Genomic DNA, 21,302 nt, shown 5'->3' with positions numbered 1-21,302 from the left:
CGGGCCGCCCTTTTTGTCGACGGGAGACTTCTACCACCAGCGCATTCAGCCCCCTCGCATCCGGTCGTATGCCACTGGCATGGCGCGATCGATCCTCGACATCTGCAATGAAGCGCTCGGCGAACTGCCGGCGGAGACTATCTCCGATCTCAACGACGAGACGAAGCAAAGCGCCCGCCATTGCAAGCGGCTCTATCGCGGCGTCATTTCCGATCTGCTCGAAGCCTATGACTGGGGCTTCGGTAAGGTTCGCGTCGCCATGGCCGTCATCGGCAACACCCGGCCGGGCGAATGGGCATTTGCCTATGCCCTGCCCGCTGGGATCGGCACGCCGATGCGCATCCTGCCGGCCGGTACCGCGTCCCCTGCTGCCAACCTGATCGGGTTCGCCGGTACCGTCGGCGTCGCCAATCAGCTGGCCGCAATGGTCGAATATCAGATTGCCGGCCAGGTGCTCTACACAAACCTGCCTGACGCCATCCTCGAATATCTGCCGGACGAGGTGCAGGTCTCGTCCTTCACCTCCTCATTTGCGCGGCTGGTCGTGCTGGAGTTGGCCTCACGTCTGGTGATGCCGATCCTCAACGACGCCACCCGGCAGCGGTCGCTGATGCAGATGGCGGAGATTCAGCGCCAGCGCGCGATCGCGGACGAGGCGAACCGCACGCCTGACTATGACGATGATTTCGTGAGCGAACGCGCACGGGCTCGTGGAGTCGGAATGGGCACGCTCGGCACGTTCGATACGCATGGGTACGGCCGTTAATGGGTGCCGGCGTCAATCTCGGCCAGGTCAACTTCTCCAAGGGCGTCCTGTCCAAGGATCTGCATGCCCGCGTCGATATCGCGTCCTACAGCGCGGGGCTGAAGCAGGGCGTCAACATCGTCCTGGTCAAGCGCGGCGGATTTCAGAACAGGCAGGGTACGCGGTTCGTCTACAAGCTGCCCGGGCCTGGCCGCCTGTTCCCTTTCACCTTCTCGCTCGACCAGCCCTATGCGCTAGCCTTCACCCAGGGCGCGATGCGGCCGGCCGCTTTTGGCGGCATGGTGCTGGAGGAGCATCTGCAAATCACCGCCATCACCAACGCCAATCCGGCGCAGGTGACGATCCCCTTTCACGCCTACAATGTTGGCGACCAATTCATCGCGCGTGATGTCGAAGGCATGGTGCAGATCAATGAGCGGGTCGTGTCGATTCTGTCGGTGGTGGATGAGCACAACTTCACCATCGATCTGGACACGACCAGTTATGGCGTTTTCACTGGGTCAGGCGGCGGTACACTTCGGACTGAAGATCCCGCAGCGCCTCCCCCTGATCCGCCTGTGCCGCCCCCCGTTACGCCTCCTCCGCCCCCAACGACCGGCGGCGGCGGGAGCTATTGCGTCACCGTCGATACGCCCATCCTCATGGCTGACGGCTCGCAGAAGCCTGCCGGCGATATCGCAGTCGGCGATATGGTGCGCACCCGCCATGAAGAAACGATGGTGCTGGGGTCGTTTCGCGTGGCGGCGTTCGAGACGGTCGAGGCCGATGTCTGGCTCGCCGATTTTGGCGGTCGGAAGCTTCGCGGGACGGCATATCACCGTGTCTGGTGGCAAGGTGCCTGGCGCGTGCTTTCCGCTTTCGGCGTCGAGGATGGTCGTGCTCGCGTCGTCCTGCTGACTGTCGAGCGCGCGCGCACATATATTTCCAACGGCCTGCTTAGCCACAACATCAAGCCGAACATTCCGTAATGGGTGGCTATCGTCTCTATCGCGCAGGCACGCCTTACAATGCGGTCGAGCTGCCCGACGTCGACTATGCCCAATCGTTCGACACCATGTACATCGTGCATCAGGATCACCCGATCACGAAGCTGACCCGTGCCAGCCATTATAGCTGGGCGTTCAACCCCGTCTCGTTCGGGCCCACCCTTGCGGCGCCAGCGACGATCGACGCTACCGCCATCACGCCGAACACGGACGCTCCCAATAGTGGGGCGGCTTATTTCCCGCAGGCTGCGTCCTATAAGGTCAGCGCCGTCAACGATCTGACCGGACAAGAGAGCCGCGCATCGGCGGCGGTTACAGTCACCAATGATCTTGGGCTCAAGCGCAACTATAACCAGATCGTGTGGGGCGGCGTTACTGGCGCGACGTTTTATCGCATTTACAAAAGCGATAATGGCGCCTCATTCGGGTTCGTCGGCGAAACGTCGGCGCTCACCTTCCGCGATGACAATATCAATGCGGACCTGTCCGATGCGCCCGTCGTCGGCTGGAATCCGTTTGATGGCGTCGGCAACTATCCCGGGTCGGTGACCTTCTTCGAGCAGCGACTATGGGTTGGGAAAACCAAGAACGCCCCTAATGCCATCTATGGTTCTCGATCTTCCGACTTCGAGAACATGGACAAGGCGCGGCCGCTCAAGGCCGATGACAGCCTCTCGATCGCCTGTTCTTCGGGCAAGGTCAATGCGATCAACCAGCTGATCCCCGCGCAGAGCTTGCTGGCGCTCACATCGGACAGCATCTTCCAGGTGAAGGGCGCGAACGATGACTATCTCTCGCCCTCTCCGCCACCCAAGGTCGTGCGGCAGAATGGCCGCGGCGCGTCCACCCTCAAGGCGCTGCTGATCGACAATGTGACTTTCTTCCAGCCGGCGATCGGCGCCGAGATCCGGACGCTGGGCTACAGCTTTGATATCGACGGATTCCAGTCGAACGACGTGTCCGTGTTCTCGCCTGACTTCTTCACCGGGCATCGCATCATCGACTGGTGTTATGCCGAAGAACCGCTCTCCGTGATCTGGGCGGTGCGCGACGACGGCAAGCTCCTGGCCTTCACATGGCAGCGCGAACAGCAGGTCTGGGGCTGGACCGAAATGGAGATCGATGGCGAGGTCACTTCGGTCTGCTCGGTCCCGGAGGACGGCGAGGATCGGGTCTATCTGATCGTGAAGCGCTTCATTGACGGCGAGGATGTCTATTATCTGGAGCAACTCGCCTCCGCCAAATGGGCCGACTTCCGCGCCGCCTGCTATCTCGACTGCGCCGTGTCCTGGTCGCTCGACGAGGCGCGCACCCTATTTGACCGCCTAGACCATCTGGAGGGTAAGGAGGTCTGGGCGCTGGCGGATGGTTTCGTCGCCAAGGGGCTGACGGTGGAGAATGGACGGGTCACGATACCGGATCAGGCGATGCAGGTAACGATCGGCCTGCCCATGGTCGCGACCGTCGAAACGCTGCCACTTAATTTCGAGGCGGCGGGCGGCGCATCGACCGGCACCAAGCAGACCACCGGCCGTGCGCACCTGCGCATTGTCGACACGCTGGGCGTAACGGCTGGCCGTCGCATCGACCTGCAGGAAGCTGTCGTCACCCGCGACACCGAGCCGGTCGGGATGCAGGCGAACCTCTATAGCGGCGTCGTGCGTGTGCAGATGGAGCAGGTGGCAGACTTCGAGACCACAGTCGTGATCCGTCAGGAGAACCCCCTGCCCATGCGCGTCACCGCCGCCTATCTGGAGGCGAAGGGTGTCCGTTGAGCTGGTTCCATCTCTTCCCAGCCATATAGGCCGTCTCGCCCGCGACATGCGGGACATCGATCGGATCGAGTGCCTTGCAATGGGGCACGAACCCAAAGCAGCGCTGCGAAGCGCGCGCCGCCGATCGTTATGGTCTTTGACCGTGCTGGCCGACGGCGCGCCGATCGCCATGCTCGGGCTGGTCGCCATGAACCTGGTAGAAGGTGTGGGCCTCCCATGGTTCCTGGCCACCGATGCGGCTTACAAGCAGGGCCGTTCCTTTCTTGTCGAAGGCTCTGCCGTGATCGCCCTAATGCGCCAGTCGACGCCCACGCTAATCAACCTCGTGTCGGCGGACAACAGCCGCGCGATCCGCACGCTCAAGCGCTGGGGCTTTTCGATCGGCGACGCGCGCGAGATGCATGGCGGCGTTGCCTTTCTGCCCTTCAGGATGTCTGACCATGTGTGAGCCCGCCACCCTTGCGATTATCGGTGCCAGCGTCGCAGCGGCCGGCACAGGCTATTCCGCGCTTGCTGCCAGCGCGCAGGCGCGCGGCGCGGCACGCCAGGCAGAGGCCAACAGCCGGGAGGCGAGCGCTTCGGCCGCTGATGCACTTGAGCGCGGCAAGCAGGACCAGGTGAAGCACTATCGCGAGGTCTCCGCCAAGATGGGCGCCCAACGCGCGGCGATGGCCGCGAACGGTCTCGATATCAGTTTCGGCTCGGCGGCTGATTTCGTTGGCGATACCGCAATGTACGGTGAGGAGGATGCGAGCACGATCGCGGAAAACACGAATCGGGACGTGCGCGGCTATCTGATCCAGGGTGCCAATTACCGCGCCGAAGCCAAGTCGCAGCGCAATGCCAGCACGGCCGCGCTCATCAGTGGCGCCTTCAGCATGGGTTCCACGCTGATCGGCGGTGCAAAGGAATATGGCAAGATCCGCGCAGGGATGGGTAGCTGATGGTCACCGTTCCCGTTTATCGCGGCAACACCGTCGAGCGCGCTGCACGTCCTGTCGGCGCCGTCCAGCCGGTGCGCAACCCTGTAGGTGAGGCGATCGGCGACGGACTGCGCGAACTTGGCGGTCAGGCGGTCGGCTATGCACGTCAGCAGGATGCGCTGAACGATGAGTTCGACCGGACGCAGGCCCGGCAATTGCTGCTCGACTATCAGTCGGAGGCCAACCCCATGGTCACGACCTATCTTGCCAGCGAGGGCATTGATGCACTCAACGGCTCGACGTCGACGCGTGAGCAGCTGACGAAGCTTCGCCAGGACTTTTCCGGCAAGGCGACCAATGACCGGATGCGTCGATATTTCGATCAGGCGGCAGCCGGTATCGAATCCGGATTTGTGGACAAGATCGGGTCGCACAGCATCGGGGCGCTGAAATCGCAGCAGGTGACGATCGCCAAGGGCGAACAGGCTCAGTTCATGGATACCGCCGTCCTCAACTGGTCCGACGACGCCATGTTCCGGGCCAATCTCGATGCGGGCCTCGCTGCCGTGGAGGCGGAGGCCAAGGTCCACGGCGTCACCGGCGTCAGCCTGACTGTGGCAAAGCGCAATTACACGTCCGCTACGCGGTTGGCCGTGCTCAATCAGTTGCTCGCCTCCAACCGCCAGGACGATGCGATCGGTTATGCGGCCGTCCACCGCGGCGACTTCAATGCTGAAGACACGCTTGCCGTCTCTCGCAGCCTGAAGGAGCCGATGGAGCTGCGCTTCTCGATCGCTGGCGCAGACATGGTGATGGGCGGCCAGTCGGCGCCGAATGTGTCGGCCGGCGAAGGCGTCACCTATTCAGCCGCCAGCCTTTTCCAAAACGGCATCATCCCGATCGAGGGCGGCACCGGCAAGCATGGTGAGTTTCTGACCAGCCCGAAGGGTGCGGTCGGCCCTGCGCAAGTCATGCCAGGCACGGCGCCTGAAGCCGCGCGATTGGCCGGGCTCAAGTGGGATGAGCAGAAATATCGGACTGACCCGGAATATAATACCGCGCTTGGAAAGGCCTATTATGCGGAGATGCTCCGGCTGTTCGGCGACCCCGTCAAGGCGGCCGCCGCCTATAATGCTGGTCCGGGTAGCGCGAGCAAGGGGACCGGCGTGCGCGGCGCCATCGCAAAGGCCGCAGCCAGGGGCGGCGCATGGCAGGATCATCTGCCGGCCGAAACGAAGAAATATATTTCCAACTTCTCGGCCCGCGTGAACGTATCCGGTACCGCCGACGGCGTCGACGAGGGTGAGGTCTATGGCCGCCTTGACGCCGTTGCGACCGACGCCGGCTGGACCCCGGAACAGAAGCGGTCCGTGCAAGCGGAGATCGATCGGCGTGTGCAGCGCGCCAAAGGGCTCCAAAGCGCGCGCGAGAACGATGCCTATGAGGCCGGGATCTCGCGCGCGGTTCAACTTGGTGATGATTTCACTGACGTCGCCCAACTGGGCACGTCGTTCGCCTCGATGTCGCCGCAGCAGCAGATGTCGGTGAAGAACATGGCGGAGGCGAACCTGCGCGCGCGCGTAGCGGCGCAGCGCCCGCATGAGGGTGGGGCAAAGGCTATCGAGCTTGGTATCCTCTCCACTGTAGCCCCGGACACCTTCGCGCGCACTGACCTTCGCCCATTCCAGAACCAGATGACGCCGGGAGAATATAAGACGCTGATCGGCCGTCAGGCGAAATATGCGTCGCGCGAAGAGGTGAGCATCCGCTCCAAGATCAGCAGCACGATCGCCTTCTGGTCCAAGACGGACCGGCTGTCGCTCGATCCCAAGGATGACCCGCAGAATTTCGTGAAGGTCTACGACGATATGGAGGCCTATATCACCTCCCAGACGGGAGGGAAGCGCCAGCCGACCGACGACGAGCTGCGCATTGCCTATCAACGCGCCACCCTGCCCGTCGCGGTGCCCGGCAGCTGGTACGGCACCAACGACAAGCGGCGTTTCGAGGTGAAGCCCGGTGAGGTGTACAGCGTGCCGACCATTCCCACGAACGTGCGCAGCCGCATTGTAGAGTCGTGGGCCAAAAATCATGGCGGGCGCGAGCCGAACGAAACCCAGATCACGCAAACCTATGTCACCAACCTTGGCCGCCCGGGATTCTGGTAAATGGATGAACTGCCCGACTATCTGACGCCCGCGGCCGGCGGTGCGGCCGCCGATCCGCTCGACGACTATTTCCATCAAATTCGCACGTCCGCGCTGCGCCAGTTGCCCGACCCCGACGCCACCGCAAAGGCGAACGGCCTCGCCCGCGCCTTCGGCGTGACGCCCAGCCAGGCTGATGCGAACCTGCAGGCGCTCGATCGGACGGCGCAAATAAACCGGGCTGCGACTCTGCAGCGGGACAATGGCGCGATCGCGCGGTGGGCAGAACAGAATCCGCGCGGGATGGCGGCGGGTGCAGACGATTTCGCCAGTCTGAGCCTGTTAGGTAAAGCCTTTTATGGCATCCGCAATGTCGGAAAATCCTTGGAGGCTGGCCTATTCCAAGCGACCAGTGGCATTTGGGGGGCGATCGGCGGCGCGGCTGACACGCTCAGTTTGCTCACGCCTAACTCTGAGGGCGAACGCCGCGCCGGGGTTCGCTCCATTCCGCAGATTGTCTCGGATTTCGCGCTCGGCCGCGCGCGCGAAGGCCAGCAAATGGCCGCTGGTGCTCGCCCGGAGGTCGAGAACTGGACGGCGCGCAACCTGCTCCAGGGCATCGAGAGTGTTCCGACCTCGCTGGCATCGGTTGGCGTTGGCGTTCTCGCTGGGCCGACCGCAGGCGCGAGTGTGGCGGGTCTCAGCACCGGCGGTGGTGAATATGTAAAGGCGCGAGCCAGTGGATTGTCGACCATGGGCGCCGGCGTCTACGCACTGTCTCAGGGCTTAATCGAAGTGGCGACAGAGCGTCTGCCGATCGGGCATCTGGTCTCTGACGTGGCGGGCAAATCGCCGATCCTTCGCACCTTCTGGAACCAGATCAAGTCCGAGATCCCGGGCGAGCAGATCGCGACCATCCTTCAGGATCTCAATGAATGGGCAGCACTTAATCCCGACAAGCCCTTCGCTGAATATCTCAAAGAGCGCCCGGAAGCGGCGGCCGCGACGCTCGTCGCCACCGTGGGCGGCGTTGGTGCGACTGCCGGCATCACGCTCGCGACCGAGCGCACCGCCCGCGCTGCTGGCAAGATGGCTGACCGCGTCATCGCCGCGCGTCGGGCCCAGAGCGAGGCGGCTGCGCTCGATCAGATGGGCGACGCTGTTGCTGGCTCGAAGCTCAAAGCGCGCGATTCCGTAGCCTTCGCCGACCTGGTGCGCGAGATGGCGGACGATGCCGATGCGGACAATGTCTACATCCCGGCCGAGGCCGTGCAGGCCTATATGCAGAGCGATGCCTATGGTGGCGACTTCGATCGCTGGCGATCGGAGATCGATGATGCCGTCATCACTGGCGGCGACTGGGTGCTTCCGGTCGAGACGGCCGTGTCGGAGCTGGCTGGCACCCCGGCATGGGATGCGCTGAAGGAAGATATGCGCCTGTCGGCTGGCGGCATGTCCCGGCGCGAGGCGCAGACCTTCGATGAGGCCATGGCCGATGTCATGGCGGACCTGACCGATCGCATGGCCGACGAGGAACGCGCCGCCCGCGCGCTGGGCGCGCCACGCGAAAAGCTGCTCCAGACGATCGTGGAGAAACTGTCCACCGCCGGCATGTCGCCATCGATGGCGCAGCAGAACGCCGAGTTTCTGACCCAGCGCGCCGTGACGCGCGCCAACCGCATGGGGCGCGAGCTGACCGGCACCGAATATGACGCGCTGCAGGTGCGCCAGGTGCTGCCCGAGAATATTGCCGCGATCCAGAAGGCCGACCAGCTCGACGTCGCCATCGATGTCATGAAGCGCCAGAAGGATGCGTCGCAGAATCTCGGCCCATCGCTCATGGACTTCATCGCGCGCGGCGGTGGCATCGTCGACACCGGCGGCGACCTGCGCGCCATGGGGGCCGACGCCTGGCACCGCAGCAAGCCCGGCCGGCGCAAGCTGGTCAAGGATCAGGGCGAGCTCATCGACGAAGGCGGCCTTGGGGAGAATGAATACAGCGCTGACGCCTGGGCGGCCCGCGCGTGGGAAGCGGGCTATTTTCCCGAGATGGCGGAGCGCCCGAGCGCAAACGACCTGCTCGACGCGGTGGCTGAAGGCGTTGCCGGCCGTGATCGCCACTTGGTTGCACGCGAGCGCTCGGTGCGTGACGCTGCCAATGAGCTGCGCGCGCTGCTGGAAAATCGCGGGATCGACCCGGATGCGGCCAGCCGCCGCGATATCCGCGCCGCGGTGGAAGCCTATGCCGCCGAACAGGCGCAGGGTGACGCGCTCATGCAGGGGGAGGATAGCCCGCGCGGCCGCATCCTGTTCCCCGGTGGGCAGAGCGCCGGCGCCATCATCGAGCTGTTCCAGACGCAGGATCAGTCCACGTTCCTGCATGAGGCCGGGCACCTTTGGCTGGAGGAGTTGCGCGAGGACGCGGCCGACCCGGAAGCACCGCAGCAGGTGCGCGACGACTGGCAGATCGTGCAGGACTGGTTCGCCGCCGCGGGCCATCCGATCGAGGACGGCAAGATCCCGGTCGATGCGCATGAGCTTTGGGCGCGCGGTGTCGAGCGGTACCTGATGGAGGGCAAGGCCCCCTCTCCCGGCATGCAGCGCATGTTCCAGACCTTCAAGGCCTGGATGATCTCGCTCTACAATAGCGTGTCGCGCCTGCGCTCCGAAATCAGCGACGACGTGCGCGGGGTGATGGATCGGCTGGTCGCATCCGACGAGGAGCTGGCCGACGCGATCGCCGCGCAGAATCTGGAAGCCCTGTTCCCCGACAAGCCGGCATCGATGACAGCGGCCGAATATGCCGCCTATCAGGGCCTGACCGCGACCGCGCGCGAAGAGGCGCAGGACCGCATGCTGGCCAAGACGATGAACGCGGTGAAGCGCCGCGTCACGAAGGAATGGCGCGAGCGCGAGGAGGATGTGCGCGACACCGTCACCGCCCGCATCGACGCCCTCCCCGAGTTTCGCGCTCTGCAGCTGCTCAAGGTCAGTCCCATGGACAGCGAGTGGGTGCGCGACAATTATGGCGAGGACGCGACCGGCATGCTGCCGCGCCAGGTTCCACCCGTCCACCGCGAAAACGGCGCCAGCCCCGACGATGTTGCGGAGATGGCGGGTTTTTCGTCGGCCGACGACATGGTCCGCACCCTCATGGGTATCGAGGTCCGCCGGCGCGAGATGCGCGAGAATGGTGACAAGCGGTCGGTGCGCAAGGCGATGATCGATCAGGAAGTCAGCCAGATCATGCTGGAGCGCTATGGCGACCCGTTCACCGACGGGAGCATCCAGGAAGAGGCGCTGGCGGCCGTCCAGTCGGATCGCATGGGTGAGGTGATGGGCGCGGAACTGCGCGTGCTCGGCCGGATGACCGGGCAGCGCGTCACCCCCTATAGCGTTGCGAAAAGCTGGGCAGAGCGCCAGGTGATGGAAGGCAAGGTCCGCGAAGTGGCCAGCCGCTCGGCCATCATCCGCTATGAGCGCGCGGCGGCGAAGGCCGGCAAGGCGGCGATGGAAGCCGTGATCGCGGGCGACCACGACGAAGCGTTCCGCCAGAAGCAGAGCCAGATGCTCAACAATGCGCTGGTCGCGGCCGCGCGCCGCGGCGCCGACATGGTCGATGAGGCGGTCGGTCGGCTGGAGAAATGGGCCAAGCGGCGCACGGTCAAGTCGGTCGATCAGGATTATCTGGAGCGCGCGCAGCTGCTGCTGGAGCAGGTCGAGATGAAAGAGCGTACCCAGCGCTCGCTCAACCGGCAGGAAAGTTTCGAGGCGTGGGCCGCACAGCGCGAGGCAGAGGGCTATGACGTCGTGGTACCGCCGTCCTTCGCGGAATCGCTCGGCAAGACGCACTGGTCGCGCCTGACGGTCGAGAAGCTGATCGGGCTCGATGAGGCGGTGAAGCAGATCATTCACCTTGGCAAGCTCAAGCAGACGCTGCTGGACGGCCGGGAGCATGCCGATTTCGAACTGGTCGTGTCGGAGGCAGTGACCGGGCTGTCCGCGATGAAGCAGCGGCCGCCGTCCGACCTGATGGAGCCCAGCCAGTGGGACAACATCAAGGGCAAGATCGCGGCGTTCGATGCCTCCTTGCTGAAGATGGAGCAGGTTTTCGACTGGCTCGACGGCGGCAATAGCAACGGCGTGTTCAACCGAATCGTGTTCCGCCCGCTCGCCGACGCGCAGGACCGTGAGAATGCCATGGTGGCGGACTATCATGCCCGCGTCCGCGCCGAGTTCGCGAAGATCGACCGCAAGCAGCTGCGTCGCTGGTCGGAGCGCTTCTCGGATCCGGCGCTGTTCAACCGCGACACCGGCCAGCCCTACCAGATGAAGCGCGAGCAACTGATCGCCATGGCGCTCAACATGGGCAATGAGGGCAATATCCAGCGCCTGGTCGACGGCTACGGCTGGCGCGAGACGTCGGTGCGCGAGGTGCTCAACCGCGAGCTGACCGAGCAGGACTGGCAATTCGTCCAGAATATCTGGGACATAGTCGAAACCCTGTGGCCGCAAACCGCGGCGATGGAGCGGCGTGTCAATGGCGTGGAGCCCGATAAAGTCGAGGCGCTGGAGGTGGTGACCCCGCACGGCACATTCCGCGGCGGCTATTATCCGGCAATCTATGACAGCGCGAAAAGCTATGCGGCCGAGGAACATGCCGGCAAAGGGTCGGACCTGCTCGAAGCGGGATACACGCGCGCAAGCACCCGCGCCTCGTCGACCAAGGATCGCAGCGAGAAGGTCAAACGGCCGATCCTGCTGCAGCTGGGTGTCATCAATCGCCACCTGGGCGAGGTGATCCACGATATCACCCACCGCGAGGCGATCATCCAGGCCGACAAGTTCCTGCGCGCTGAGCGCGTCATGCGCGCGATAGACGACACGCTCGGTCCCGAGATTCGCAGGCAGTTCCGCCCCTGGCTCAAATATGTCGCCAACAGCTGGGCGATGGAGCGCGCGGGCAATGAAGGTGTGGGCGCCTTCATGCAGAAGCTCCGGTCGAATGCGACGGTGGTGGGCATGGGCTTCCGCTTCACCACGATGGTGACGCAGCTGGCCGGCTATTCCAACAGCTTCGAATATGTCGGCGCGAAGTGGGTGACGGCTGGCATCGCGCAAGCCACGGCGCATCCCATCGACACCTTCAACACCGTCATGGCGAAATCGGGCGAGGTGCGCTCGCGCATGGACACGCTCGATCGCGACATCCGTCTGACGCTGCAGCAGATGCAGGGCCGCGGGCAGAAGCTCGACGCGGCCAAACGATTCGCCTTCCACGGCATCGGCTACATGGACCGCATGGTCGTGGTCCCCACATGGATCGGCGCCTATAACAAGGCGCAGGCGGCCGGGATGGACGAAGAGGCGTCGGTCTATGCCGCCGACAAGGCGGTGCGCATGTCGCAGGGGTCGGGTTCACCGAAGGATCTGGCGGCGATCGCGCGCGGCACCGGCCAATGGGGCCAGGCGCTCAAGCTCATGACGATGTTCTACAGCTATATGAGCGCCTTCTATCAGCGGCAGCGGACGCTTGGCCGCGATATAGCTGGCATCCGCAAGGTCGGTGATGTGCCGGCGGTGCTGGCGCGCGCCTGGTGGCTGATCGTCGTGCCGCCGCTTATGGCGCAGATCCTGGGCGGCAACGGCCCCGGCGATGATGAGGACTGGGGCTTCTGGGCTTTCAAGCAGATGCTGTTCCAGTCGCTCGGTCCGATTCCCGGCGTGCGCGATGTGGCCTCGCCGCTCGTCGAGGGGCTGACCGGCGGCAAACCCTTCGATTACCAGTTCACGCCGATCCAGCGCTCGTTCCAGTCGCTCGTGGAATCGGCGCGCGACGTTCACAAGATGATCGAGGGCGAGGACGCCAAGAGGCCGGTGCGCAACGCGCTGGAGGTGGCGGGCTATTGGACTGGGCTGGTGCCAGGGCAGATCGCCACGTCCACCCAGTTCCTCGTCGACGTCGCCAATGGCGAGCAGGATCCGGAGACGGCGGCCGAATGGTATCGGGGGCTGACGAAGGGGAAAGCTAAGTCCGAGTAGCGCCGTAATACATGCCGTAACCAGCGAGCAAACCAAGAATTATTACGGTCAACAGGGCGCTTTTGAGCCGTTCGTCCGATCTCCGCTTTGCGAAGATGATGACGGCGCCCAGTGCAAATAGCGGCAATCCAAAGCCTAGCCCCTGCACGGGGGCGATCAAGCCGCGGCCGAGCATCGCTGCCACGCCGGCAATCCATGCTGTCAGGAACAAAATGCCGAGATCCTTGGGCATCGAGCGATTTACAGGCGCACTATCTGTCATCGGTGAAACTCCCTTGCCACACTGGTAGAAAGCGCCCATCATCTATGCAAGCCCGCGCGCGCATGGGCTAGTTGGGTACCCGCCTCAACGCGGGACCGATTGAATGGGTGTCACCAATACCAATGCTTACGACGGCCCGTTCTATCCGAACGGGGTTACCACCTCGTTCCCATTCACCTTTCGCACGATGTCGACCAGCGAAGTGATCATCGTCGACCGACAGGGCGCTCAGATCACTGGTTTCAGCTTTTCAATCCTGCCTGCCGTCGGCGCTGACGGGGGATCCATTGTCTTCGACAGCGCCCCCACAGCCGTGGCGCTCCCCGAGTTTCTGATCGCGTCCGCGCCAAATTTCGGTGTGGGCATCGACCTGGGATCAGTAACTGCCTTCAATCCGCGCACGCTTAATCCGTCGTTCGAGCGGCTGGCTGCGCAGAATATTTTTCTTAAGGATCGTGTCGAGCGATCGCCGCAGACCCCGCTTGGTGGCGGCGCCGAAAATCGTTTCCCTGTTGTCCAACCGGACGGCTCTTGGGGTTTTTCAGCCGGCACCGGCAACGACCCGGCCTTGCGCAGCGATCTTGCCGATCCCGATCTCGGCCTCGCACTGACCGCTTATGATCAGTATGCCCCCGCAGCCGCTGGCAGCGGCGCGGCTAACCTGCAGCAGATGATCTGGGCACAGCGTGCGCCGGCGCTGAACACGAACAGCGACAACATCGCTGTCGACCGGGCGATAAGCAAGGCGGTCGGGCAGGCCGGCGGCGGGGTCGTCAACATTCCGCCCAACGCTGTTTTTGAACTGACCCAGCGGGAAGTGCCGCGGACCGTCGTCATCAATGCTGGTGACGCGGTTCTTCAGCCAAAATCGGCAACCCCTTCCCTCTTCAAGCTGCTGGGCGGCCTGTCCGGCGTCATTGGCGGGCAATGGGTAAACTCCGGCAATCTAGCGGCCGCCGGCATCGTGATCAACAAGACGGAAGACACCGTCCGAACCCTCGTCTCACCCACATATATGGCGGGTTTTGCCACCGCGATCCTGAATGAGAACGGCAACGCCATCGACATCATTGGCGGCCTGTTCATCAACAATGGCGTCGCGATCCGCTCGATCAACGACTTCCGAAATTCCGTCATCAGCCGCGTCTTCACTCAGGGCGGCAACGGTGTCTCACTGGAAAACGGCACCACTCATCAGCCGGAGGGCGTCGTCATCGATCGGAACAAGCTGTTCCCGGCGACGGGTGGCACCTATGCGATCCAGATCAAGGGTGGCCTCGACATCAAGATCCGCGACAATGTCCTCGACCAGGTGATTACCGGCAATGGTATCGTGGTCGACGGCGTCATGAGCGGCGTCAAGGATGTGATAATCGAGGGCAACTGGATCGGTCGCCAATATCTGCAGGCCGGTGCGCTCCGCGGGATCTATGCTGTCGGCGCGATCAAAGATCTGCATATCCATCGCAATACGATCGTCGGTTTCCAGCAAGCCGGGATTTACGCGAATGGTACGGCTCCAGGCGTTTTCACCGGCTTGAAGGCTGGTGGCAACATCTGGCTGATCGATGATCGTTGCTATGTCGGATACGATCTCAACTATGTCGAAGCCGCCATCGCGCACGAAAGGTTTACCGCGACCGGCACGTCGATCTCCGAAGGAACCGGAGTGTCGGGACGCGTAGATTTTTGCGACTTCACCAATTCTCCGCTCCCCTCGTCCGTCATGTCGGGCCTGCGCTACGGCCGGCAGCATGCAGGAATGGTATTGCGCAAGAAGCTCGACCTTACGATCGGCGCTGCCGCGCTCACTGTGTCGGGTGGTCACGGGCTATCCTACACCCCCGATACCCGCGACTTCAATGTGCACCTCATCAACAAGCCGCCGACGTCTCCGGGTCAGATCTATGTGACGGCGGCGGACGCGGTGAACGTCACCGTGGCGTGCGACACGGCGCCGGGTGCGTCCCTGGGCGTGCGCCTTGAAGCCAACATCGAAAGGTAGATCATGATCGAGAAAGTCGAAACCCTTGCCGATGAAGCTCACGAAGCCGGCGATTTTCTGATTGAGAGCATGCTCCGCGATGTCGTGCGCGACTATCGCGTACACATCCTGACGGCGGCAACCCCGGTCGATACGGCGCCAGCCAAGTTCCGGGATCCGGGCGTCGGCGCCAGCGAATGACCGACCCGGCGCCCATAGCAGTCACGGCGCACGGCTTCGGCTGGACGGCGGCCGGCGCGTGGGCGTCGTTCCTCGCATTGCTGGGGGTCATCATCAGGCAAGTCGGCCCATGGAAGAAGCAAACCAGCGATGCGGAAGAGAAGTTGCGCGAGGGGCTGATGGCGCGGGTCGAGAAGCTCGAACGCTCGCTGGAACAGAAGGACAAGCTGCATGCGGCCGAGCGGTCGCTTGATCGGCACAAGATCCGCAACCTCAACCAGTGCCTCGACGCGGTGCTGATGATCCTCGAAACCGCGCCGGAGAAGACGGTCGAGGTCGTGGGCAAGGTCCGCACGATGCGGGAGGCGCAGTTGCAGGCGGAGGCGGCCGAGGCCGCGGCGATTCATGCGGCCGAGATTGCCGCTACGGGAGGTGAATGATGGCGACCATCAACGGAATCATCGAAGAGGTGCTGGCAAAAGAGGGCGGCCATGTGAACGATCCGCGCGACCGTGGCGGCGAAACCAATTTCGGCCTGACGATCGCGACGGCGCGCGCCAATGGCTATACCGGCCCGATGAAGGCCATGACCCGCGATTTCGCATTCGGGGTCTATAACAAGCAATATGTCGTGGCACCCGGCTTCGACAAGATCGCTGCCATCTCGCCCGCGATCGGCGCGGAGCTGGTCGACACCGGCGTCAACATGGGGCCGAAGGTGGCGGCGCAGTTCTTGCAGCGCGCGCTCAATGGCCTCAACAATCAGGGCAAGGACTATGCCGACCTGCTGGTCGACGGCGCGGCCGGACAGAAGACACGCGACGCGCTGACCGCCTTCCTGAAGAAGCGCGGCGCAGAAGGCGAGCGCCGGCTGCTCGCCCTGCTCAATGCCCTCCAAGGCGAGCGCTATCTATCGCTGTGCGAAGGGCGCAGCGCGAACGAGGCGTTCCTGTTCGGCTGGCTGGCGAGGATCGCGGCATGAAGCTGCCCACCATCCGCCTGACCGACCATGGCAGCGAGATCGCGTTGCTGGCGGCCATCGCCGTGGGCGTCGTGCTGCTGCTCTGGCGCGCGATCGAACGCGACCTGGTCGGCACAGGGTTCGATGTCGCGGCCTTCCTGCTGGTGCTTCAGCGCATCATCGAGGCCGTGCAGGGTCGCTGGACACAGCGCAGCGTCGACCGGATGGGGCAGAGCCTGGCCAACGCCCCGCCGGCTGATCCCCCGGCGCAGGGGGTGCAATCATGAAGGGCCTCCTGGTCGGCATTCCGGTTTCGGCCGCGCTGTGGCTGGCGCTGATTGTCGGTGCCATTCACTGGATCGCGTCATGAGCCGGCTCCTCGATCCGATCCGGCCCTATCTGTGGGCGGCCGCGTTGGCGATCGCCGCCGTCGCGATATGGGCGGCCTATTCGCACGGCGTGTCCACCGAGCGCGGCCGCTGGGAAAAGGAGCAGGGCAAGGAAGCTGCGGCCCGCGCGGCCCAGCAGAAGGCGAATGACGACGAAAGCGCGCGCCGCCTGATCACACAAAAGGAGATCGCCGAAAATGCCGTCCAGGAACGTGATGCGGCGCGCGACGCTGCTGATGCTGCTGCCCTTAGCGGTGAACGGCTGCGTCAACAGGTCCGCAACCTTACCCTGTCCCTCGCCGCCAGTGGTGCCCGAACTCCCGCAAGCGGCGAAGCAGCCGCAGCGTCCGCCGATCTGCTCGCCTACGTGCAGCAGCGGCTTGACGAAAGTGCGGAAGGAATTGCTCGATACGCTGATGAAGCCAGCATCGCCGGGCGCGCCTGTGAAGCCAGCTACAACGCCCTGACGAAAGCCCCTGATGGCAGGTAGCGGCTAGGTTGCCGCCAGCACATGTTGAGCCAGGATCTTCAACCTGCTCTCGTCCGTCATGCGCGGTTTGGGCGCGACCCCCGGATCGTTGATCCCTCGCGACTGGTCCGCCTTAATGCCGAGCATTTCCAGCAGCACCGGGTCGCTGCCCCAGTTGGTGTGGAGATAGTGAGCGTTGACCTGCTTTTCCTGCCCGGGTCGGCGCAGGCGGCCGAAAAATTGGTAATGGACCTGCGGCGACCAATCGAGCTCGCCGACGACGGCGTCATTGCAATGATATTGCAGCCCGTCGAGACCGGCCCCTGATCGAAGCGACATCATCATGACGCGGGAATCGCCGCCGCAGAATGCATCCACGCTGCGCTGCTTGCCGGCGGCACTCTCGGACCCGGTATAGAGCACCGGGTTGTACGGGGTGAGCGCCTCGCGCCAGATGTCATAGACCTCGCGATGCCAGCCAGCGAGCAGCACGCGCGGGCTGTCCTTCAGCAGTAGGGACACATAGGCGGCAACCGCCCTCGCCTTCGCTATGCCTGTCAGCTGGCGCATCTTCATGTCGAGCTCGCGCGCGGCGCGGCCGGCCTCGGCAAAGCTGCCGCGTAACACCGTCTGGGCGAGCTGGCGGGCGATCTCCTGTTCGCCCTCGACCGCGGCCAGGTCGTGGTCGATCTCCCATTCCAGGATGTTCGGCGGTGGCATCGAGGCGTCGACGGTCGGGTCATCTTCCGTGCGGCGCAGGAAATAACCGGTGTCGCGCAGATAGGAGCCAAGGCCGTCGGGATTGGAGACGATGCGGCCGGAACTGCACCACTCGCGGATGAACTCGCTCCAGTCCCCCAGCAAGTCAGGTTTCACGAACTCCATGACGGCGTGCATCTCGTCGCCATAGTTATAAACCGGCGTCGCAGTCAGCCCCATGCGGAACTCGGCACGGTTGCTCAGCACGCCGGCGGCAGCGCCCTTCGATGTGCCGTGGCCGTGGCGCAGCTCCTGGACCTCATCATAGACGACGGAGCGGAACAGCCCCTCCTTGATGATGTCCACCCAGCCGGCGACGTTGCTATATTTGAAAATATAGACGTCCGCCTCGGGCAGGTCGTAAGGCGTGCGGCCCTTGATGATGTGGACGCGCAGCGAGGAGAATTCCTCGATCCGCTTCTTCCACTGCCCCGCCAGGTGCGGCTGGACGACGATCGCCGCCGGCATAGGCGCACCGAACAGCAGCGCCGCGATCGCGCTGATCGTCTTGCCGAGGCCGACGTCGTCACCCAGCAGCATGCCGCCATTGGCGACCGCGATCTTCGCGGCCTGCGTCTGATAGAGATAGGCGGCCTTCCCTTCCTTGAAGCCCAGCAGCTCGCCCGGCTTCCATGTCGGCAACAGGATGCGCTCTCGCTCGGCCGCGCGATACGCCAGCCGATCGACCGCGGCGTCGAGCTCGTCCCATTCGTCATGGTCAAGCGGGTACCGCGACATGAACCAGTGCAGATCCGCGCGCACCTCGTCGGTGTCGCTCATGCCGATCTCGGTCGATGTGACGGGCACTCGGGGGAACATGCGCTTGAACGCGATCGCGACGTGCGGCGCGAGCTGGGTGATACGCCAGCGGCGCGCGACCCGGTCCAGCTCCAGCTGGCCATAGGATTTCACAGTGATGCCCTCCCGGTGGAAACGAGAAACAGCGGCTTGCCGTTGACCGCGTCAGGCAGGCCCATGGCCGTGCCGGTGATGAGAATGAGCGAGGTGATCGCGTCCTGCTCGGCGTAGCGCTCCAGCTGGCGGAATATCTGGCGCGGCGGACAGCGCGTCTTCGCCTCGATTCCGATCCCGCCGGCGACGAGGAAGTCGATCCGATCGCGGGCCGTCATGCGGGCCTCGCGCTCGAAGGCCATTTGCAGAAAGCGCAAAGAAGCCTCGATATCGTCCTGGAGCCAGATTTCTTGCCCGACGCGATATCGCTGCCGGCGCAGATGATGGACAAGCTCAGCGGCTGTCATAGGAACCTCGGGGGTTTTAGGCCCAGCTCGTAGCGGCGGTTGAGCATCTCGCTCTCCCGCCGCTCGGGCAGTGCCAGTTGCCAATATTCCACGCGCAGGCCGATATCGTTGACCTCGCGCAGCTTCGCGTCTTCCTCGGGCGTCCATGGGGCGGTTGGTGGACGCGCCGGCCGGCGGCGTCGCTTCATGCTGCCACCTCGGCCGGCACGGCTGGCAACGGGATCGGCAACGCCTGCCCGCTCGCCAGATTTATGAAGGCGCCGGCGTGGCCGATCGAGCCGCGGCCGAGCAGATCGAACAGCAGCGCCAGCGCGTGACTGGCGACGACGCGGTTCACGAATAGTGATTGTCGATCGAGCGCCTCGGCGACCGAGCAGCTGGGCGCATCGTCATCTGCAACGGAATCGTCCGCCAGCTCCGGGAAATATTCCAGCACGGTCGGCAGGTGCCCCGGCTGGTCGCCCGCCCCCTTCGGACACCCGAGGATGAACTGCCCGTCGGTCGCGCGGTTGCCGAGGTCGAGCCAATATGCCGGCGGCTTGAGGTTGTCGAATTCCCGCTCGCAAGCGTCGATGGCGGCGCCGATCGCCCGGCGCGCGGAGGCCGTATCGACACAGGAAATAACGATATCCATCGCCGCAACCTCGACATCGCCCGGCGCGCGACCGTGGACCGCCTTCCACGTGAGGCCGTGCGCCAAGTTGATCCGCTCCGTCAGCGTCCGAGCCTTGGAATTGCCGAGGTCGCAGCGGTAGAACGGCTGGCGCCCGAGGTTCGCCTCGCTCACCGTGTCATCGTCGACAACGGTGACATGCAGGGATCGCGACGATATCGCCCGAAGCGCGGTGTCGAGAGACGCCAGCCCCATCAGCATCTGCGCACCGTTGCCGCCGCACCCGACCAGCAGGATCTTGATCACCTTGTTGTCGTAGGAGGCACGCAGATAGTGCCGGTGTGCTTCACTCTGCATATTGATCTCCAGAGAAAGGGCTGCGCGGCATCGGCAGGAACATGCCCCCGGCACACAGGCGGGAGGCCCTCACGGCGCCGCCCGGATCGTCGATGCGACCAAAAACCATCGATATCTTCGTCGCGTGGGCGTCGTCCGCGTTGTCGGTCGGGCTGAAGAACGCGCCGCTGCGACCGTGGCTATGGATGTCGCAGATTACGTGCGATCCGGCCGCCAGCGCCGGCGTGCGGTAGACCAGCCGCGATGGCGTCGCTTCGTCGATGGTCGGGAAGTCCAGCTCGAACGCGCCGGTCGCCTCGTCCCAGATCACGAATGCCGCCGCCTCGTTGGGCAGCGCCTCCTCGAAATGCTCCAGCACCCGCCGCAGCAATCCGCCGGGGATCAGCCCACACCGGAGGTTCGCCTTCTCAGGCCCGACGCTGCCATAGGGAAGGTGCGCGGCGATCGGCGACGACACGGACACGTCCAGCTCCAGCCAGGAGCGCCGCAGGATCAGCATCACGCCATCCTGCCCGATGATGAAGCCATGACCCGCCTTCGCAGCGCGCAGCGCATCGATGGCGGGCGAGTTGCCGATCGGCGGGACTGGATAGCACGGCACCGCGCCCAGAATCGCCGCGGCGGTCGGGTCATCCGTGAGGTGGCTCATGCCCCGGCCCCCGCGATCAACTGGCCGAACGTGATGGGCGCGCCTTTCGGCTTGCCCGCGTTGAACGGCTTGAGGCGACGAACGGGGAAGCGCTGGGCTTTGCGCGCGGCGAGATCGTCCCATAGGGCGACAAGGCCGCCCTTGCCCGTGACGGTCATCTCCTGCCCCGCGTTGGGATGCGTCGACCAAGAGTCGAACACGGCGCGCTCATATTCGGGGATAGCCGCGATGTTGAGTGCCTTGGGCTTGCGGATATTGCCCCAGCAAAGCGAGCCGTTGATGTAGACGTTGAGCACCGGCGAGAACAGCAATTGCGTGTCCGGACAAGGGCGCTTGTTCGCCGGCAGGGCATAGACGCCCAAACCGCTCCGGGTGGCGACGAACAGGTGCGCCGGATAGGGAAGCGGCAAGGTCGTGCGCTGCGCAAGCGCCTTCAGCGTCGCGGCTGGGCGCGATAGCGCGAAATAGGACGTGCGGACCTGCTCGGGCACCCACCATGCCAGCATGTCGGGATGCGACACGAGAACATTGTCGGGGAGGATTTCCGGCGCCAGCGCCTTCCCCAGCGCCTCGGTCCACCGTCGCAGATGCTCGCGGGTCAGCGGCGTGCCGGCGGCAATGACCGGCTGGCCGTCGAGGTGCTCGACCTCGTGAATGCTGGCGAAGGCCTCGCGCGGCCGCCCGAGCTGCTCTCCGCTGGAATAGAGGAGAATGGCGTTGGTGAGAGCGAGCCCGCCCTCGGCCGCCTGGAATTTAGAAATGTGCTTGGTCATGGCGATGC

The 21,302-nt window shown here is 64.2% G+C and carries 20 protein-coding genes; 13 read left to right on the top strand and 7 right to left on the bottom strand.

Annotated features, from left to right (window positions below):
• Nucleotides 1–79: 79 nt before the first annotated feature.
• Genes K3M67_RS04790 through K3M67_RS04760 form a run of 7 tightly spaced genes read left to right on the top strand, consistent with a single transcriptional unit; the run spans nt 80 to nt 12,639 of the window.
• Nucleotides 80–766, top strand: a complete 687-nt coding sequence (locus K3M67_RS04790; protein ID WP_285832431.1) for a phage connector family protein — start codon at nt 80–82, stop codon at nt 764–766.
• Nucleotides 766–1,734 carry a Hint domain-containing protein gene (locus K3M67_RS04785; RefSeq protein ID WP_285832430.1) on the top strand — a complete coding sequence of 323 codons (969 nt, stop codon included), beginning with the start codon at nt 766–768 and terminating at the stop codon, nt 1,732–1,734. Before K3M67_RS04790 ends, K3M67_RS04785 begins: the two co-directional genes overlap by 1 nt.
• A complete protein-coding gene (locus tag K3M67_RS04780) occupies nt 1,734–3,527 on the top strand; it encodes a phage tail protein (protein ID WP_285832429.1) in 1,794 nt (597 codons plus the stop codon). The genes K3M67_RS04785 and K3M67_RS04780 overlap by 1 nt, the downstream gene beginning before the upstream one ends.
• Nucleotides 3,517–3,975 carry a hypothetical protein gene (locus K3M67_RS04775; RefSeq protein ID WP_285832428.1) on the top strand — a complete coding sequence of 153 codons (459 nt, stop codon included), beginning with the start codon at nt 3,517–3,519 and terminating at the stop codon, nt 3,973–3,975. The genes K3M67_RS04780 and K3M67_RS04775 overlap by 11 nt, the downstream gene beginning before the upstream one ends.
• Nucleotides 3,929–4,471, top strand: coding sequence for a virion core protein, T7 gp14 family (locus K3M67_RS04770; protein WP_285832427.1), 543 nt, complete (start codon nt 3,929–3,931; stop codon nt 4,469–4,471). Before K3M67_RS04775 ends, K3M67_RS04770 begins: the two co-directional genes overlap by 47 nt.
• The gene (locus K3M67_RS04765; RefSeq protein ID WP_285832426.1) at nt 4,471–6,618 is read left to right on the top strand and encodes a transglycosylase SLT domain-containing protein; all 2,148 of its coding nucleotides are present in this window, start codon (nt 4,471–4,473) and stop codon (nt 6,616–6,618) included. The genes K3M67_RS04770 and K3M67_RS04765 overlap by 1 nt, the downstream gene beginning before the upstream one ends.
• Nucleotides 6,619–12,639, top strand: a complete 6,021-nt coding sequence (locus K3M67_RS04760) for an LPD22 domain-containing protein (RefSeq protein WP_285832425.1) — start codon at nt 6,619–6,621, stop codon at nt 12,637–12,639.
• Here the strand turns inward: K3M67_RS04760 and K3M67_RS04755 are convergent.
• Nucleotides 12,626–12,901: a hypothetical protein gene (locus K3M67_RS04755; protein ID WP_285832424.1), complete on the bottom strand. Its 276-nt coding sequence runs from the start codon at nt 12,899–12,901 to the stop codon at nt 12,626–12,628. The two genes, K3M67_RS04760 and K3M67_RS04755, sit on opposite strands and share 14 nt — an antisense overlap.
• A 103-nt stretch (nt 12,902–13,004) precedes the next feature.
• Between K3M67_RS04755 and K3M67_RS04750 the strand changes: the two genes are divergently transcribed.
• The 6 genes from K3M67_RS04750 to K3M67_RS04725 all read left to right on the top strand — a co-directional run bounded on the left by K3M67_RS04750 (nt 13,005) and on the right by K3M67_RS04725 (nt 16,905).
• The gene (locus tag K3M67_RS04750) at nt 13,005–14,906 is read left to right on the top strand and encodes a hypothetical protein (protein WP_285832423.1); all 1,902 of its coding nucleotides are present in this window, start codon (nt 13,005–13,007) and stop codon (nt 14,904–14,906) included.
• Between the two features lie 3 nt (nt 14,907–14,909).
• Nucleotides 14,910–15,086 (top strand): hypothetical protein, encoded by a 177-nt coding sequence (locus tag K3M67_RS04745; protein WP_285832422.1) that lies wholly within the window; start codon nt 14,910–14,912, stop codon nt 15,084–15,086.
• Nucleotides 15,083–15,505, top strand: coding sequence for a hypothetical protein (locus tag K3M67_RS04740; RefSeq protein WP_285832421.1), 423 nt, complete (start codon nt 15,083–15,085; stop codon nt 15,503–15,505). The genes K3M67_RS04745 and K3M67_RS04740 overlap by 4 nt, the downstream gene beginning before the upstream one ends.
• Entirely contained in the window at nt 15,505–16,047 is a 543-nt protein-coding gene (locus tag K3M67_RS04735) for a glycoside hydrolase family 108 protein (protein WP_285832420.1), read from the top strand. Before K3M67_RS04740 ends, K3M67_RS04735 begins: the two co-directional genes overlap by 1 nt.
• Nucleotides 16,044–16,313 carry a hypothetical protein gene (locus K3M67_RS04730; RefSeq protein ID WP_285832419.1) on the top strand — a complete coding sequence of 90 codons (270 nt, stop codon included), beginning with the start codon at nt 16,044–16,046 and terminating at the stop codon, nt 16,311–16,313. Before K3M67_RS04735 ends, K3M67_RS04730 begins: the two co-directional genes overlap by 4 nt.
• A gap of 79 nt (nt 16,314–16,392) precedes the next feature.
• Nucleotides 16,393–16,905, top strand: coding sequence for a DUF2514 family protein (locus K3M67_RS04725; protein WP_285832418.1), 513 nt, complete (start codon nt 16,393–16,395; stop codon nt 16,903–16,905).
• 3 nt (nt 16,906–16,908) lie between these two features.
• Here K3M67_RS04725 and K3M67_RS04720 read toward each other — a convergent pair whose 3' ends face one another.
• The 6 genes from K3M67_RS04720 to K3M67_RS04695 form a co-directional block, all read right to left on the bottom strand.
• Nucleotides 16,909–18,555: an SNF2-related protein gene (locus tag K3M67_RS04720; RefSeq protein ID WP_285832417.1), complete on the bottom strand. Its 1,647-nt coding sequence runs from the start codon at nt 18,553–18,555 to the stop codon at nt 16,909–16,911.
• Nucleotides 18,552–18,773, bottom strand: coding sequence for a hypothetical protein (locus tag K3M67_RS04715; protein ID WP_285832416.1), 222 nt, complete (start codon nt 18,771–18,773; stop codon nt 18,552–18,554). Before K3M67_RS04715 ends, K3M67_RS04720 begins: the two co-directional genes overlap by 4 nt.
• 125 nt (nt 18,774–18,898) lie before the next feature.
• Entirely contained in the window at nt 18,899–19,090 is a 192-nt protein-coding gene (locus K3M67_RS04710; RefSeq protein WP_285832415.1) for a hypothetical protein, read from the bottom strand.
• Entirely contained in the window at nt 19,087–19,872 is a 786-nt protein-coding gene (locus K3M67_RS04705; RefSeq protein ID WP_285832414.1) for a PRTRC system ThiF family protein, read from the bottom strand. Before K3M67_RS04705 ends, K3M67_RS04710 begins: the two co-directional genes overlap by 4 nt.
• A complete protein-coding gene (locus K3M67_RS04700; RefSeq protein ID WP_285832413.1) occupies nt 19,862–20,521 on the bottom strand; it encodes a PRTRC system protein A in 660 nt (219 codons plus the stop codon). The genes K3M67_RS04705 and K3M67_RS04700 overlap by 11 nt, the downstream gene beginning before the upstream one ends.
• Nucleotides 20,518–21,294 (bottom strand): PRTRC system protein B, encoded by a 777-nt coding sequence (locus tag K3M67_RS04695; RefSeq protein WP_285832412.1) that lies wholly within the window; start codon nt 21,292–21,294, stop codon nt 20,518–20,520. The genes K3M67_RS04700 and K3M67_RS04695 overlap by 4 nt, the downstream gene beginning before the upstream one ends.
• Nucleotides 21,295–21,302: the final 8 nt, after the last annotated feature.

Source organism: Sphingobium sp. V4 (assembly GCF_029590555.1).
Classification (GTDB): Bacteria; Pseudomonadota; Alphaproteobacteria; order Sphingomonadales; family Sphingomonadaceae; genus Sphingobium.
Note: the sequence above shows the minus strand (reverse complement) of the source record. Positions and strands in the feature narration are given on the sequence as shown.